The organism is Clostridium sp. FS41, from assembly GCF_000954015.1.
GTDB classification, from domain to species: Bacteria; Bacillota; Clostridia; order Lachnospirales; family Lachnospiraceae; genus Enterocloster; species Enterocloster citroniae.
In genome coordinates, this window is record NZ_JYHN01000090.1 from 1 (window position 1) to 13,764 (window position 13,764).

The following is a 13,764-nucleotide window of genomic DNA, read 5'->3' on the forward strand; positions in this document are numbered from 1 at the left end:
CCGCCATGACAAGGAAGCTGCCCGGACGCATTGTGGGGGAGACAACGGACAGCCGGGGTGAGAGGGCGTTTGTCCTTACGCTCCAGGCCAGGGAACAGCATATCCGCAGGGAAAAGGCCAGTTCCAATGTGTGCTCCAACCAGGCGTGGTGTGCCCTGACCGCATCGGTGTATATGACGGCCATGGGGGCAGACGGCATGGAAAAGGCTGCCATGCAGTGTATGTCCAAAGCGCATTATTTCAGGGATGTGCTGAAGCTTGCAGGATTAGAGCCCAGGTATGACCGTGAGTTTTTCCATGAGTTTGTAACAGTAAGCCCGGAGGGCGCATGCAGTGGCAGCGCCCATATCCTGGGCGCCCTTGAAAAACAGGGAATCCTGGGCGGCCTGCCCCTGTCCGACAGGGAGATACTCTGGTGTGCCACGGAGATGAACACAAAAGAGGAGATGGATGAAGCTGCATCCATTGTCCGGAATGTGCTGGAATGCGGACATAAGGAGGTGTGCGGCTCATGAAACTTGTATTTGAAAAAGGATCCCAGGGACGAAGGCTGGACCTGATCGGTGAATGGGATGTGCCCATGGTATCATTTGAACGGGACCATTTAAGAAAGTCAAAACCGCGCCTGCCCCATATGTCGGAAAATGAGATCAGCCGCCATTACACGGAGCTGGCAAAGCGCTCCCACGGTGTCAATGACGGGTTCTACCCCCTTGGCTCCTGTACTATGAAGTACAATCCCAAGGTAAATGAACAGGCCGCTGCATTAAAAGGCTTTCAGCGCGTCCACCCCCTGCAGCCCCAGGATACGGTCCAGGGCTCCATGGAGGTGCTGTATCTGGCTGAGAAATACCTCTGTGAGATCACCGGCATGGATGCCATGACCTTCCAGCCCGCGGCCGGCGCTCATGGGGAGTTTACCGGACTGCTTCTGATCAAGGCTTACCATGTGCACAGGAATGATACAAAGCGGACAAAGATCATTGTGCCGGATTCCGCTCACGGAACCAATCCTGCCAGCGCTTCCATGTGCGGCTATGACGTGGTCAGCATTCCGTCCAGGGAGGATGGATGCGTGGACCTGGAGCAGCTGAGGGCAGCCGTAGGTGAAGATACGGCAGGCCTTATGCTTACCAATCCCAATACAGTGGGGCTGTTTGACAAGAATATACTGGATATAACAAGAATCGTCCATGAGGCGGGGGGACTCTGCTATTATGACGGAGCAAACCTGAATGCGGTCATGGGGATCGTGCGTCCCGGCGACATGGGATTTGATGTGGTGCACCTGAACCTGCACAAGACATTTTCCACACCCCATGGCGGCGGCGGTCCGGGCAGCGGGCCTGTGGGCTGCAAATCATTCCTGGAGCCGTATCTGCCCGGTGTGAGAGCAGTGAGATGTGAGGATAAGGGACAGGGCAGGTACGTGTTCCAACGGGGCGGGGAATCCATCGGGGATGTTAAAATGTTCTACGGCAATTTCCTGGTGGTGGTAAAGGCCCTGGCATATATCATAACCCTTGGCAGGGAAGGAATCCCTGAAGCGTCCTCCAATGCGGTCCTGAATGCCAATTACATGAAGGTAAAGCTTTCCGATGTGTATGACATGGCATATGATGAGACATGTATGCATGAGTTTGTAATGAGCCTGGAGAACATGAAACATGAGAATGGTGTTACGGCCATGGATATTGCCAAGGCATTGCTGGATTACGGCATCCATCCGCCCACCATGTACTTCCCTCTGATCGTCCATGAGGCCCTGATGGTGGAGCCAACGGAGACAGAGTCAAGGGAGACATTGGATGAGGCCATTGAGGTATTCCACAGGATCTACCAGGATGCCCTGAGCGCGCCGGAGGAACTTCACGGCGCGCCTCACACCACGCCCATTGGAAGACCGGATGAAGTGACGGCTGCCCGCAAGCCGGTGCTGCGCTACACCTGGGAAAGTGAATGAACATAGGGTGAACTGTCTGCCCGGACAGCGGGATACGTTGTCCGGGCAGGTTTTTCATTCCATAGGTACGTGCTCCTATAACAGGATTCTTTTTATATGAAAGGTGACGGTATGATTGACAGGATCATGTGGATCGACACAGAGAATACATATCCCTACAGGAATCTGGCCATGGAGGAATATATGACTATCCATGTGCCGGAGGGGACCTGCATCCTTTTCCTGTGGCAGAACCGCCATACGGTGGTAATCGGCAGGAACCAGAATTGCTGGAGTGAATGCAAGGTGAATTTCCTGGAGGAGGAAGGGGGATATCTGGTCCGGCGCCTGTCCGGCGGCGGAGCGGTGTTCCACGATCTGGGGAACTTAAACTTTACATTTATTGTAAAGAAAAAAGACTATGACGTATCAAAGCAGCTGGATGTGATCCTGGAGGCGGTCAGAAGCCTGGGGCTGAAGGCGGAGAAAACAGGGCGCAACGACATTACCGTGGACGGGCGCAAATTCTCAGGCAATGCATTCTATCATTCCGGTGACTGCTGTTACCATCACGGAACCGTGCTTCTGAATGCGGACAAAGAGTATATGTCCCGGTATCTGAACGTGCCCAAGGAAAAGCTGGCATCCAAAGGGGTTTCCTCCGTGAAGGCGAGAGTGGCAAACCTGTGCGAATTCTGCCCGGACCTGACTGTGGGCAGGATGAAGGAAGCCCTGGTAGGAGCATTTTCCCGGGTTTATGGGCTGGATGCTGAAAGAATGTACGAAAGCAGCCTTCCGGAAGATGAGATCGGGACCATGACAGGAAAGTTTGAATCCTGGGAGTGGAAGTATGGAAGAAAGATCCCCTTTGAATATGAGATGGGACGCAGGTTTTCCTGGGGCGGTATCCAGATGCAGTTTCATGTGGATGAGGGAAAGATACGGGAAGTGAATGTGTTTTCCGATGCAATGGAGCAGGAGATGATCGGAGATCTGGCAGTCTGCCTTAAGGGCTGCCCCTATGATGAAGCCGCTGTGTGCGGTGGGATGGAGAAGGTGGGCCGGACTCATGGGGAGGGCGCCAAAATAAGTGACATCATAACACTTGTTAAAGAGTGTATGTAAGGAAAAAGGTGAGTAATTCTGTACATATAGGGTAAGCTTAAAGGGAAGAGAGGTTTGGATATATGGCGGACAGACTGAATCTGGTGGTGATCGGGGCCGGACCGGGAGGGTATGAGGCTGCGATCGAGGGTGCAAAAAAGGGAATGAAGGTCGCATTGGTGGAGAACAGGGAGTTGGGAGGTACCTGCCTGAACAGGGGGTGTATCCCTACAAAGACCATCCTGCACACGGCTGATCTGTACCATGAACTCCAGGCAGGGCCTTCCATAGGGCTTGCGGTATCCGGTGCGGAGGTTGATATGAATGCGGTCCAGATACGCAAAGGCGAGGTACTGGAACAGCTGCGAAAGGGCATTGCCTCGCTGATGAGAATGAATAAAATATCCGTGTATTACGGCACGGGCACCATTATAGACAGAAATATGGTAAAGGTAACCATGACAAAAGGGGAAGCTGCAGAGGACCCTGTGATGCTGGAGACGGATCACATTTTAATCGCAACCGGCTCCGTGCCCGCCTGCCCGCCTATCCCGGGTTCTGATCTGCCCGGGGTGGTGACCAGTGATGGACTGTTGGAAAAAACAGACATGTTTGAACATCTGGTCATCATAGGCGGCGGTGTTATTGGGATGGAGTTCGCCTCTGTTTACACCGCCCTTGGACGTAAGGTTACTGTGATCGAGGCACTGGACCGGATCCTTCCGGGAATGGATAAAGAGATTGCCCAGAACCTGAAAATGATCCTTAAGAAGCGCGGGGCAGAGATCCATGCCGGTGCAAAGGTGGAGTCCATCCAGGCAGCAGGGGATGGATCCGGCCTCATATGCCGGTATGTGGAAAAAGAAAAGCCCTGTGAAGCCAGGGCGGATGGAATCCTCATAGCCACGGGCAGGAAGGCATATACAGAGGGGCTTATTACACAGGAGAGCAGCCCTCAGATACAGTCCATGGCCATGGAACGGGGCAGGATCGTTATCAATGAATACTATGAAACCAGTGTTCCCGGTATATATGGGGTGGGTGATGTCACGGGCGGCATTCAGCTGGCCCATGCTGCCACTGCCCAGGGCCGAAACGCCGTATCCCATATGGCGGGAGAGATCATGGAGATCCGCACGGAGGTGGTGCCCTCCTGCGTTTACACCAGCCCTGAGATCGGATGCGTGGGCATCAGCGCGGATGAAGCAAAGGAGCAGGGGCGTCCGGTCATTACAAAGAAATACCTGATGTCTGCCAATGGGAAGTCCGTTCTGTCCCAGCAGGAGCGGGGATTGATCAAGGTGGTGGCTGACAGCGAAAGCCACAGGATCCTGGGCGCCCAGATGATGTGTGCCAGGGCAACGGACATGATCAGCCAGTTTGGGGTGGCTATTGTAAACGGCCTGACGCTGGAAGATGTGGCCAGGGCCATTTTCCCCCACCCCACGTTCAGTGAGGGGATCCTGGAGGCTGTGCGGGATTAAGAGTATATGACTGAGTAAATCTATGAATGATGACAGGAGGTGCCGGGATGTGCGGAAGATATCACTTCAGCTTTGATCTGATGGATGAGGTGGCAGGGCTGGTGGAAGGGACGGATTGGAAGCTGGAGCTGGGCCTGATGGATAAGGATATCCATCCAGGGGAAGTCGCTCCTGTGATCACGGTCCGGACAGAGGCGGCATATGGCGGGGAATATCAGAAAGGCGCCCCCGAAATCCAGAACCACAGGCAGGAAACCGGCGCCCCCGAAATCCAGGACCACAGGCAGGGAACCGGCGGTCCCGGACTTCAGATCCGCAGGCAGAGATGGGGATTTCCCGGACCGGGAGGCAAGGGGCTGGTCTTTAACGCCAGGTCGGAGTCGGTAACGGAAAAGCCCATGTTCCGGGAGGGCGTGGCCAGGAGACGCGTGGCTGTCCCGGTGTCCTGGTTTTATGAGTGGAATAAGAGCAAGGAAAAGTATACTTTTACCAGGGAGGGCAGCAGGGTGCTGTTCCTGGCGGGTTTTTATAATAGGTACCAGGACGGGGAGCATTTTGTGATTCTCACAACAGAGGCCAACAGTTCCATGGCTCCGGTCCACAGCCGTATGCCTCTGATCCTTGATAAGGACCAGGTCAGGGACTGGATCCTTGACAGTGACAGGACAAGGGAACTGCTGGGGCAGGTGCCCCCTGAGCTATTAAAGTCATGTGAGTATGAGCAGCAAACCCTTTTTTAGGGAAAAAATCAGTTAGTTGGAAAACTCTGTCATTGCCTTCCCGCCTTATTTCAATTATACTATTTGAAACGGCCGGGTTTTGGCCCGGGTATTAAGTGCCGGTGATCGCGGAGGATACTATGACAGAAGAGAAATCCAAGTTCCATGACCGGGAACAAAGGGCGGAAGGAAAGGCGGTCAATATGCAGTTTGCGCTCCTTTCCGCCCTGGGAATGTTCTTTGTGGTGGACGGACATCTGAATAACAGTTATCTGGATATTGGGGGTCTGTTTCCCTATTATTCATTCCATATGCCCTTGTTTGCTTTTATATCAGGGTATTTTTACAGGCCGGGCAGCGAGGAACGGATAGGGGAGTATGCCAGGAAAAAGATACTGCGCCTGCTGGGCCCGTATATGGCGTACAACCTGATCTACGGGATCGCGGCACAGTTCCTCCACGGGGCGGGCTTTTCTTTTGGGGGCAGCCTCAGCTTCAGGAGCCTGTTCCTGGAGCCGTTTATGACAGGGCATCAGTTTGAATATAACCTGGCGGCCTGGTTTGTTCCCGCCCTGTTCCTGGTGGAGATGGCCAATGTGCTGCTGCGCCGGGGAGTGAAAGGACTTAGAACGTCCGGGACCGCGTGGAATGAGTATGGTATCACGGTTCTGTACCTCCTCATCGGTGCAGGGGGGATCTCCATTGCCATGAGCGGACGGTTCCAGCAGGGATGGCTGACCCTGGTGCGCATGATGTTCCTGCTTCCCTGCTACCAGTGGGGAACTCTGTACAGGCAAAAACTGGAGGAAAAGGACCGGGCCGGAAGTCTCCTGTATATGGGAGTACTGATCGCCATCCAGTTCATTCTCGTGCTGTCGGGCCGGCCCCTGATCTACTCCGTGGCGTTCTGCAACGGCTTTACCGGGCTGCTGCTGCCTTATGTGACGGCTGCCACAGGGATCGCCTTCTGGCTGAGGGTGTCCCGCATAGGCGCCGGGGTGGTGAAGAACAGCGCCGCCCTGCGGTATTTCGGCGGACATACATATGCGGTGATGATGCACCATGTCATGGCACTGATGGTGTTAAAGACCCTATTTGCCGCATTTGCGAAATATACGTCCCTGTTTATGGGATTTAGTTTTGAACAGTATAAGACAGACCTTTGGTACTGTTATTTTCCCAAGGACCTGCCTCAGTTCCGTGTGCTATATTTAATCTGGGCCATTGCCCTGCCGCTTGTGTTCCAGTACCTGTTAGACCGGGTCAAAGGTGTGTGCCGGAAAGGGTGGATGCCCTCTTCCTGGGCTCCGCCGGCTTGAGAGGATAGCTGTGGTGGAGTACCAGATTATTCACCGTGTCCCGGCGTGTCTCATAATAGATCTTGATAACACGCCGGGCTATTTTTTCCGTATCTTCCCCGGATACGCCGGATACCATAACCAGATATTGGCAGCTGCTGTACTGGGTATAAATATCTCCCATGCGCAGGCTGTTTTGCAGTTCCTTACCAAGCAGGTCCATTTCCCGGTCGCGGATGTCCAGGGAAAGAAATTCATTATTCTGATCCGTTAAGGTAAAGAGAATGATGTATACGCTGCGCCGTTCCCTGGCCAGCCTTCGTTCAGTCAGACGGTATACCTGTTTAAATGTTTCGTAATCCTGGCAGTATGCGCCGGGTATGATATCTTTTTCTTCTATTTCCCCGGCGATCAGGTCCATATCCAGATTGATGCTGCCAGGGGCGGTTCCTGATTTTGTGCGGGGTGTCCCTGTGTTGCGCTGCCGTTTCATTTCCATTATTTTCTGATCCGCACAGTCAAAGATATTCTTATACCGTTGTTTCCCAAGACTGTCTGCACCTGCTATGGTGATAGATAGTTTGATGAGAATGGAGTTTTTCAGGCGGATCTCCTGGAAACGGCTTTTGATCCGCTCAAACAATTCTTCCATATCCTTCGCGGACATGAGACGGGGCATGAAGATAACAAACTCATCGCCGCCAACTCTTCCCACCAGGCTCTGACGGCCGGACATCTTGTTCAGGATCGTGGCCACACTGCAGAGAAGTTCGTCTCCTATGATGTGTCCGTATCTGTCATTGACTTGCTTAAAATGGTCCAGGTCCAAAACGATCATGGTTCCGGGCAGTTTCTTTTTCAGATATTCATCGACCCTGCATTCCATGGCGCCCCTGTTGTACAGGCCGGTAAGCCAATCACGGTCCGCAATATACTGAAGCCGGCTGTTTTCTGCCTCCAGCTGTTTTTTTGTCATCCTGCCGGGATCTGTGTATTTGGACTGTCTCATATCTCATTCCTCCTCATATATTCCCCCTTATGTCTTATTCCCCTCCATGCGGGACTGTTGGTTGCTGCCCGAAGGACTCCATACAGCGGTCCATAGCACGCTCCACTTTTGAATAGGATATAGGTTTCATACAAAAATAGGTGATGCCCATGCGGTAGGACTGGGCTGCAAAATCCAGGTCAGAGATCCAGATGAGGTCAGGAGCCAAAGGCTGGGCGCCGGTAACCGTATCCAGACCGCGGACACCGTCTTGAGCTACCAATACCACATCCGTCCGGCTCTGCTGCAGGGACTGGGCCAGGTCGGGCCAGTTTTTACATTGGTCAATGTGCACAGGGATATCCCTGGCTGTACAGTATTGGGTGATATGATCTGTGAGTACGTACAGTTCTGCTTTTTCCTGGGTGCAAATAATAATATTCAAGCCACGGTCCTCCTATACTCAGGTAATCTGTATCCTCAGCGTACAAGGGTACAATACCAACATAACGGATTCATCGGCATTTTTCAATCATGTGGCTTGAATCAGCAGATTTTGGCCTGTTTTTGCATTTGATTTAATGGGGAGATTTTTGTAGAATTGTAGTAGATGCAACTGTTTGTTAGGAGATGGGATTATGCGAGCTGCCATTATAGATGATCTTGCCATGTGCAGGAAAGATATAAAGGAATGTCTGATACGATACCTGGAGGATCATTATGCGGGGGAGCTTCCTGTGATAGAGGAGTTTGGGAGTGGAACTGCATTTCTGGACAAATTCCTCCCGGATGCCTATGATATCATCTTTATCGATCAGTATATGGAGGAGATTTCGGGAATTGAGACCGCAAAGCAGATCCGGCAAAGGGACAGCCTTACGGCACTGATCTTTGTCACTACCAGCCATGACCATGCGGTTGAAAGCTACGGGGTGAGGGCAAGCGGTTATCTGATAAAGCCCCTGTTGTACAAGGACTTTGAACAGGCTATGAGTCTGGCGCATGTGGAGAAGATCCTTCAGGCCAGGTTTATTTCCATTGACGGCAATAAACTTCTTTTGCGGGATATCCTGTGGTGTGACAGGGATGAGCACTATGTACGGATCCATATGGGCATTCATGGAATCATACGGTACCGTATTCCGTTCAACGGACTGGAGGCGCTTCTGGAGCCGTATCCCCAGTTTCTTTCCTGCTATCGCGGCCTGATCGTAAATATGGACCGGGTGCAGAGGATGGAGCAGATGGATTTTTGGATGGATACGGGGGAACGGGTTCCATTTCGCAAGCGGGACCGGGCAGATATCAAGGACCGGTTTTACCGCTATATGTTTCAAAAAGAGAGGGAGGGCAGTCTGCTATGACAAATACCCTGATGACACTTCTGTTTCCGTTTCTGGATTTTATTCCCTTTGGACTGCCCAGGTATTGGCTGCACCGGGAGCGGCTTCGTATCCCCTTTAGGTATGTTGTAGTGATGTTTCTGGTAATCTCATCTGTAAACAGTGCTGCATTTTATTATATAAATCTGGGCGGCTATGAGACGGCTGCCAAATATACCACGCTGATGCGCTATGGATTTATGCTTCTGAACCTGTTCCTTTCCTTTGCACTGATACGGGAAACATTTTCCAGAAACATGTTCTCCTATTTGCTTCTGCTGTCCTGGTCCTTTTTTGTATTTGGAAACGCAAATTTTATTGAGAGCCGTTTTTTCTGGGACTTCTCAGACCGGCATCCTTATCTGGTATACAATGTGTGCCGGATCATCCTTTTAATGGCGACCTATCCTTTTATGCTGCATTTCCTCAATAACACGGTGACCGCTGCCCTGAGGATCAGGGATGACGGCATGTGGAGATATATGTGGAAGATACCGCTTTTTTCCACCCTGTTCGGACTTTTGTACTGTACTGTTACGGATGTCTATGCCTTTGCATCCTGGCAGTTTCTTGTTTCACGGTACCTGATGCTGTTTGGCACCTGCTATGTATCCTATGTGGTGCTGAAAGTCCTGGAAATATCTGACCAGAGGACCGTTCTGGAGTCCGCCCTTAAATATGCGGACAGGAGCCTGATGGCCCAGAAAAAGCAGTTTGACAGCCTTGCAGCCCATATGGAGGAGATGAAAAAGGCCAGGCATGATCTGCGCCAGCACCTGGCCGTGGTGCAGTCCTATATCAGCCGGGATGACAGGGATGGCTTAAGGGAATATATTGAGATCTATAAGACGGAACTTCCTCCGGATATCACAGAGGTTTACTGCCGCAACCAGGTGATCAACGCTCTGGTCTGTTATTACGCGGCACTGGCCAGAAAGGACCGGATCCAGTTTGACGCCCAGGTGAGTTATCCGGATAACTGTCCGGTATCAGATACTGAGGCCACGGTGATCCTGGGTAATATGCTGGAAAATGCAGTGGAGGCGTGCCAACGGGAGAGTGGGACAAGGAAAATCATCCGTCTGCGCATCCGCCAGAGAAAGGAGAGCAGTCTGCTCTTTCTTACTGATAATACTTGTACCGTGCCGGACCGTTTTACCGAGGATATGAAAGTACCCCTTTCCTCCAAACGGAAAGGGGCGGGAATCGGTATTATGTCGATCCGGGAAATTGCAGATCGATATGACGGGGACGTTCGGTTTGAGCAGAAGGAGGGTATGTTCTATGCTTCCGTATCCCTGCAGTTTCCCTATGAGGATTCCTCTATATCTGGCTGTCATTCATGGGAATGATCAGCGCAGCGATGAAATAGGCGATGATTCCGGGACCGGAGCATATAAAGATGGCCCAGATCAGTCGGACGATGGTGGGGTCAATATTAAGGTATTCCCCCAGACCGCCGCATACGCCGCACAGCATTTTGTTGTTATTGGAACGGTATAATTTTCTATCCATAGTATTCACTCCTCGTATTATAAATGTTCATCAAAATTGACCAGTATGGACCCTACGCCGCATTCAAGTTCCATGGTGTAGGGGGCGTTATTGTTCACATGGGTCTCATGGGACAGCATGGTGTAGTGTGAGCTTCCCACCTGAATGGTCCCCACTCCACATTCGATCTTGTAATTGTAGTCACTTTGGCGGCCGGACAGGTTGAGGACCACGTCCCCCACGCCGGTCTCCAGTTCCACATCCCCGGTAACGGTTCCGGTAAAGGTAACGGCACCCACTCCGGTGTCAATATCCAGCTTGGATGTGTGGATCTGGCTGATCTGGCATGCGGCGGCGCCCATGTCCACGGATACCTTGTCAAACTGGTAACCGGAGGGAACCAGGACTTCTATCCGGGGATCGTCCACCCTGTGCCGCAGCTCATCCCGTTTGATTTTTAAGGTTTCTTTGTCCATATAGCACTGGGTTGCATTGAATCGGTCCGTGACATTGATCTCAATCTGGGAAATGCCCTCCGCTTCACGGATCCGGAGGGAACCGCGGTCCACATCCACATCCAGCTTCCTGGCATTCCTGAAGTCATCGTTTGCCCAAGTCTGCTGTGTTCCATTGATTCCGGAGACATCCGTAAAATCATCATCCGTGTAGTCATCATCCGTGTAATCATCATCTGTAAAATCCCAGTCATCCCACTGGGCCCAGTGGTGACCGCCTCCGTAATACCAGATCCTGTTCCATATACGCCGGGGAATACGGTTGGAAAAGCGGCCCCCAAGAGCAGCGGACACAGAGGTGATTCCAATGCCTGCCAGCAGTAGGATCAATCCGGTGAGTGCGCAGAATTTAGTAAACTTTTTCATGATTTGCACCTCCCTCTGTGGAGTAAGCGGTTAAAGGTGTTGATAATGCTGCGGATCAGGAAGGGAAGGAACCTTCCGTAAAACAGGACCGCAAGCGCCAGCAGCAGGACTCCGATCCCCAGGAGGATCAGCCCTGTGCCGGAAATAAAGAATCCGTCCAGGGGCTGGGTAAACATATGGATGATCCCAAAGGGGATCATGGCCACCCCGCTGATGAGCATGGCGGCAGTGAGGACGCCTATGAGTACCAGGGCACCCACCAGAAGCCCCAGAAGTCCTCCTGCAATACCCAGGACTCCGCCGCCCAGACCTATGAGCATGGGAGATATGATTATAATAAGGATGACCCAGAGTATGATCTTTAGGGTATTGCTTGTTTGGGGCCGGCTGTGTTTTGGATCATGGGACTGCTGCCCGCTCTGCCAGTCCCGACCGTGTCCTGTTTCGTCCTGCCAGTCCTGGCTGGGCTCTGTTTTGCTGTAGTCCGTTTTGCTGTTATCCCGCCCTTCCTGCTCCTGCCTTTCAGGCAGGTCAAAGCGCCTGGCTACCTGATAGTTGGGATCCCTGAACCGTTCGTCCTGATAGCCGCTCTCTGTAAATTCGCCGCCGTTTTCCAGGTGGCCGGCTATATCGGAACGGATGATAGCAGCGATCCGTTCCGGGCTTCCCAATTCCCGGATCACTTCATCTTCCCGCTCAGGTCCGGCTTCATCAAAATAATCCATATAATATTGAAGAGCATCTTCTTTGTCTTCATCCTGTATATCCTGTAAGAGATATGCAAGCTCTTTCATAAACCCATCCCTGGTCATAGACTAGCCTCCTTAAATATCTGGGATATCTTCTGTGAATAAGTTGCCCATTCACCCCGGTACAGATTCAGCTGCACCCGGCCTTTTTCCGTAATTTTATAATATCTGCGGTTTCTGCCGTCAATGGCCATGTCATATACCTCAAGGCAGTCTTCCTTCTGAAGCCGCCGAAGCACCGGATATAAGGTGGATTCGGATATATCGATGGCACACCGTACATCCTGGGTGATCTTGTAACCATAAGTCCCGTCCGCATCCCTGGACACCACTGCAAGCACCACAGCGTCCAAAAGTGCAGAGCCTGTGTTGAATATCATAAGCACCCCTCTGTTCTGTTGTTATTCATATTATTGGCTGCGTCATATTATATATCGTATAATATAACTATACTATACAGCATATAATATTATATGTCAATAAAAGAAAATCAAAAGATAATGTTATAATTTCTTAAATCTCTTTAGAAACTATTTAGCAACAGGTCAAATTTTTGTCACAAATTCCAGGTATACTTTAACCATAAACAAGCAGTCAGAGCTTTTAATATAGATTCATATATAAGCCGGTGGGATTGGCAGAGGGCCTTTCTTACCGGCTCAACCTATTTTATAGGGATTGGGATGTTGAAAATAAACGGGGAATCAGTTACAATGGATAGATCAATGTTTGATCAAAGAAGGTAAAAGAATGAATGCAGGAATTATTGCAAAGCAAATGCTGGTTCTGTTTCTTATAATGATGGCGGGATACGCCGCATTTAAGAAGGGTATTGTTTCTAAGGAAGGTGCAGGAAGTATTTCTTCAGCCATCATCAATATTTTTAATCCATGTCTGATCATTTCCGGAGTCCTGAACAAGACAATTACATACAGTACGGCGATGGTTACAGAGAACCTGGTTCTGGTGGCTCTGTTTTTTGTTGTGCTGATCATACTCAGCCGTTTATTTACACGGTTTATGAAGCTGGAACCGGGAGAGGTAAATTGTTACCGTCTAATGATGATCTTCCCTAATCTGGGATTTATGGGGATTCCGCTGGTGCGCAGCCTTTACGGCGAGGAGGCTGTTATTTTTGTGGCATTTTATATTGTGGGCTATAACCTGCTGGTTTATTCCTATGGTATCATGCTTGCCATGGGCGCGGAGGCGGGTGACAAGAAGGCTCTGCCCTGGAAAAAGGTATTTAATATTGGTACAGCGGCCTGTACAGTGGCTATCCTCATCTTTGCGTTCCATATACAGGTGCCTGAGGTGGTGGGAACATTTGTGGACACGGTGGGCAATGCGGCCGTGCCCTTGTCCATGATGACCGTGGGTATCATGGTGGCGCAGTCCGATCTGAAGGAACTGGTCACGGACAGGAAACAGCTGATGCTTTCCTTTATCTCCATGCTTGTGATACCGGCCCTGTGCATTCCCCTTATGAAGCTCCTGCCCATTGATCCTGTATCCTACGGCATATTCATCCTTTTGATCGCCATGCCCGTGGGCAGTGTGGTGATGATGGTGGAGAAGGAGTATGGCTCCACGGACGGGAGCATATCGGCCAAGAGCATTGCGCTCACCTCTGTGCTGTCAGTCATCACCATTCCGGTGATCACATTTCTGGCATAGGCCACAGGGGCGCAGCCGGCCTTTACAAATGGAATAGATAAGGACG

Annotated in this window: 14 protein-coding genes and 1 pseudogene; 9 read left to right on the plus strand and 6 right to left on the minus strand. The window is 51.3% G+C overall.

What is annotated here, in order from left to right; genetic code table 11:
* The 6 genes and pseudogenes from CLFS41_RS26720 to CLFS41_RS26745 form a co-directional block, all read left to right on the plus strand.
* Nucleotides 1-515: pseudogene (locus CLFS41_RS26720) on the plus strand (aminomethyl-transferring glycine dehydrogenase); the annotation flags it as partial.
* Nucleotides 512-1,963 carry an aminomethyl-transferring glycine dehydrogenase subunit GcvPB gene (gene gcvPB / locus CLFS41_RS26725; RefSeq protein WP_045094101.1) on the plus strand — a complete coding sequence of 484 codons (1,452 nt, stop codon included), beginning with the start codon at nucleotides 512-514 and terminating at the stop codon, nucleotides 1,961-1,963. The pseudogene CLFS41_RS26720 and the gene gcvPB, both read left to right, overlap by 4 nt.
* A 96-nt stretch (nucleotides 1,964-2,059) precedes the next feature.
* Nucleotides 2,060-3,067: a lipoate--protein ligase gene (locus tag CLFS41_RS26730; RefSeq protein WP_243003422.1), complete on the plus strand. Its 1,008-nt coding sequence runs from the start codon at nucleotides 2,060-2,062 to the stop codon at nucleotides 3,065-3,067.
* Between the two features lie 62 nt (nucleotides 3,068-3,129).
* Nucleotides 3,130-4,530 (plus strand): dihydrolipoyl dehydrogenase, encoded by a 1,401-nt coding sequence (gene lpdA, locus CLFS41_RS26735; RefSeq protein WP_045094102.1) that lies wholly within the window; start codon nucleotides 3,130-3,132, stop codon nucleotides 4,528-4,530.
* Between the two features lie 47 nt (nucleotides 4,531-4,577).
* Complete coding sequence (locus CLFS41_RS26740) at nucleotides 4,578-5,270, plus strand: SOS response-associated peptidase family protein (protein WP_045094103.1); 693 nt, start codon at nucleotides 4,578-4,580, stop codon at nucleotides 5,268-5,270.
* Between the two features lie 119 nt (nucleotides 5,271-5,389).
* Nucleotides 5,390-6,568 (plus strand): acyltransferase family protein, encoded by a 1,179-nt coding sequence (locus CLFS41_RS26745; protein WP_045094104.1) that lies wholly within the window; start codon nucleotides 5,390-5,392, stop codon nucleotides 6,566-6,568.
* Here CLFS41_RS26745 and CLFS41_RS26750 read toward each other — a convergent pair.
* Together CLFS41_RS26750 and CLFS41_RS26755 are read right to left on the minus strand one after the other, a co-directional pair.
* The gene (locus CLFS41_RS26750) at nucleotides 6,513-7,556 is read right to left on the minus strand and encodes a GGDEF domain-containing protein (RefSeq protein WP_045094105.1); all 1,044 of its coding nucleotides are present in this window, start codon (nucleotides 7,554-7,556) and stop codon (nucleotides 6,513-6,515) included. The two genes, CLFS41_RS26745 and CLFS41_RS26750, sit on opposite strands and share 56 nt — an antisense overlap.
* Nucleotides 7,557-7,590: 34 nt before the next feature.
* The gene (locus CLFS41_RS26755; RefSeq protein ID WP_045094106.1) at nucleotides 7,591-7,980 is read right to left on the minus strand and encodes a hypothetical protein; all 390 of its coding nucleotides are present in this window, start codon (nucleotides 7,978-7,980) and stop codon (nucleotides 7,591-7,593) included.
* A 193-nt stretch (nucleotides 7,981-8,173) separates the two neighbouring features.
* Here CLFS41_RS26755 and CLFS41_RS26760 point away from each other — a divergent pair, with 193 nt between their 5' ends.
* Nucleotides 8,174-8,899 (plus strand): LytTR family DNA-binding domain-containing protein, encoded by a 726-nt coding sequence (locus tag CLFS41_RS26760; RefSeq protein ID WP_045094107.1) that lies wholly within the window; start codon nucleotides 8,174-8,176, stop codon nucleotides 8,897-8,899.
* The gene (locus tag CLFS41_RS26765) at nucleotides 8,896-10,269 is read left to right on the plus strand and encodes a GHKL domain-containing protein (protein ID WP_045094108.1); all 1,374 of its coding nucleotides are present in this window, start codon (nucleotides 8,896-8,898) and stop codon (nucleotides 10,267-10,269) included. The genes CLFS41_RS26760 and CLFS41_RS26765 overlap by 4 nt, the downstream gene beginning before the upstream one ends.
* Here the strand turns inward: CLFS41_RS26765 and CLFS41_RS26770 are convergent.
* From CLFS41_RS26770 to CLFS41_RS26785, 4 genes are read right to left on the minus strand one after another with little or no spacing between them, the layout of a single operon-like run.
* Nucleotides 10,241-10,432, minus strand: a complete 192-nt coding sequence (locus CLFS41_RS26770) for a PspC domain-containing protein (protein WP_007862327.1) — start codon at nucleotides 10,430-10,432, stop codon at nucleotides 10,241-10,243. The genes CLFS41_RS26765 and CLFS41_RS26770 overlap by 29 nt on opposite strands.
* 17 nt (nucleotides 10,433-10,449) lie before the next feature.
* The gene (locus CLFS41_RS26775) at nucleotides 10,450-11,292 is read right to left on the minus strand and encodes a DUF4097 family beta strand repeat-containing protein (protein ID WP_045094109.1); all 843 of its coding nucleotides are present in this window, start codon (nucleotides 11,290-11,292) and stop codon (nucleotides 10,450-10,452) included.
* Nucleotides 11,289-12,104 (minus strand): DUF1700 domain-containing protein, encoded by an 816-nt coding sequence (locus tag CLFS41_RS26780; RefSeq protein WP_007862325.1) that lies wholly within the window; start codon nucleotides 12,102-12,104, stop codon nucleotides 11,289-11,291. The genes CLFS41_RS26775 and CLFS41_RS26780 overlap by 4 nt, the downstream gene beginning before the upstream one ends.
* Nucleotides 12,101-12,421, minus strand: a complete 321-nt coding sequence (locus tag CLFS41_RS26785; RefSeq protein ID WP_007862324.1) for a PadR family transcriptional regulator — start codon at nucleotides 12,419-12,421, stop codon at nucleotides 12,101-12,103. Before CLFS41_RS26785 ends, CLFS41_RS26780 begins: the two co-directional genes overlap by 4 nt.
* Before the next feature lie 370 nt (nucleotides 12,422-12,791).
* On the opposite strand from CLFS41_RS26785, the gene CLFS41_RS26790 reads away from it, so the two are divergent.
* Nucleotides 12,792-13,718: an AEC family transporter gene (locus CLFS41_RS26790; RefSeq protein ID WP_045094110.1), complete on the plus strand. Its 927-nt coding sequence runs from the start codon at nucleotides 12,792-12,794 to the stop codon at nucleotides 13,716-13,718.
* The last annotated feature ends 46 nt before the right edge of the window (nucleotides 13,719-13,764 follow it).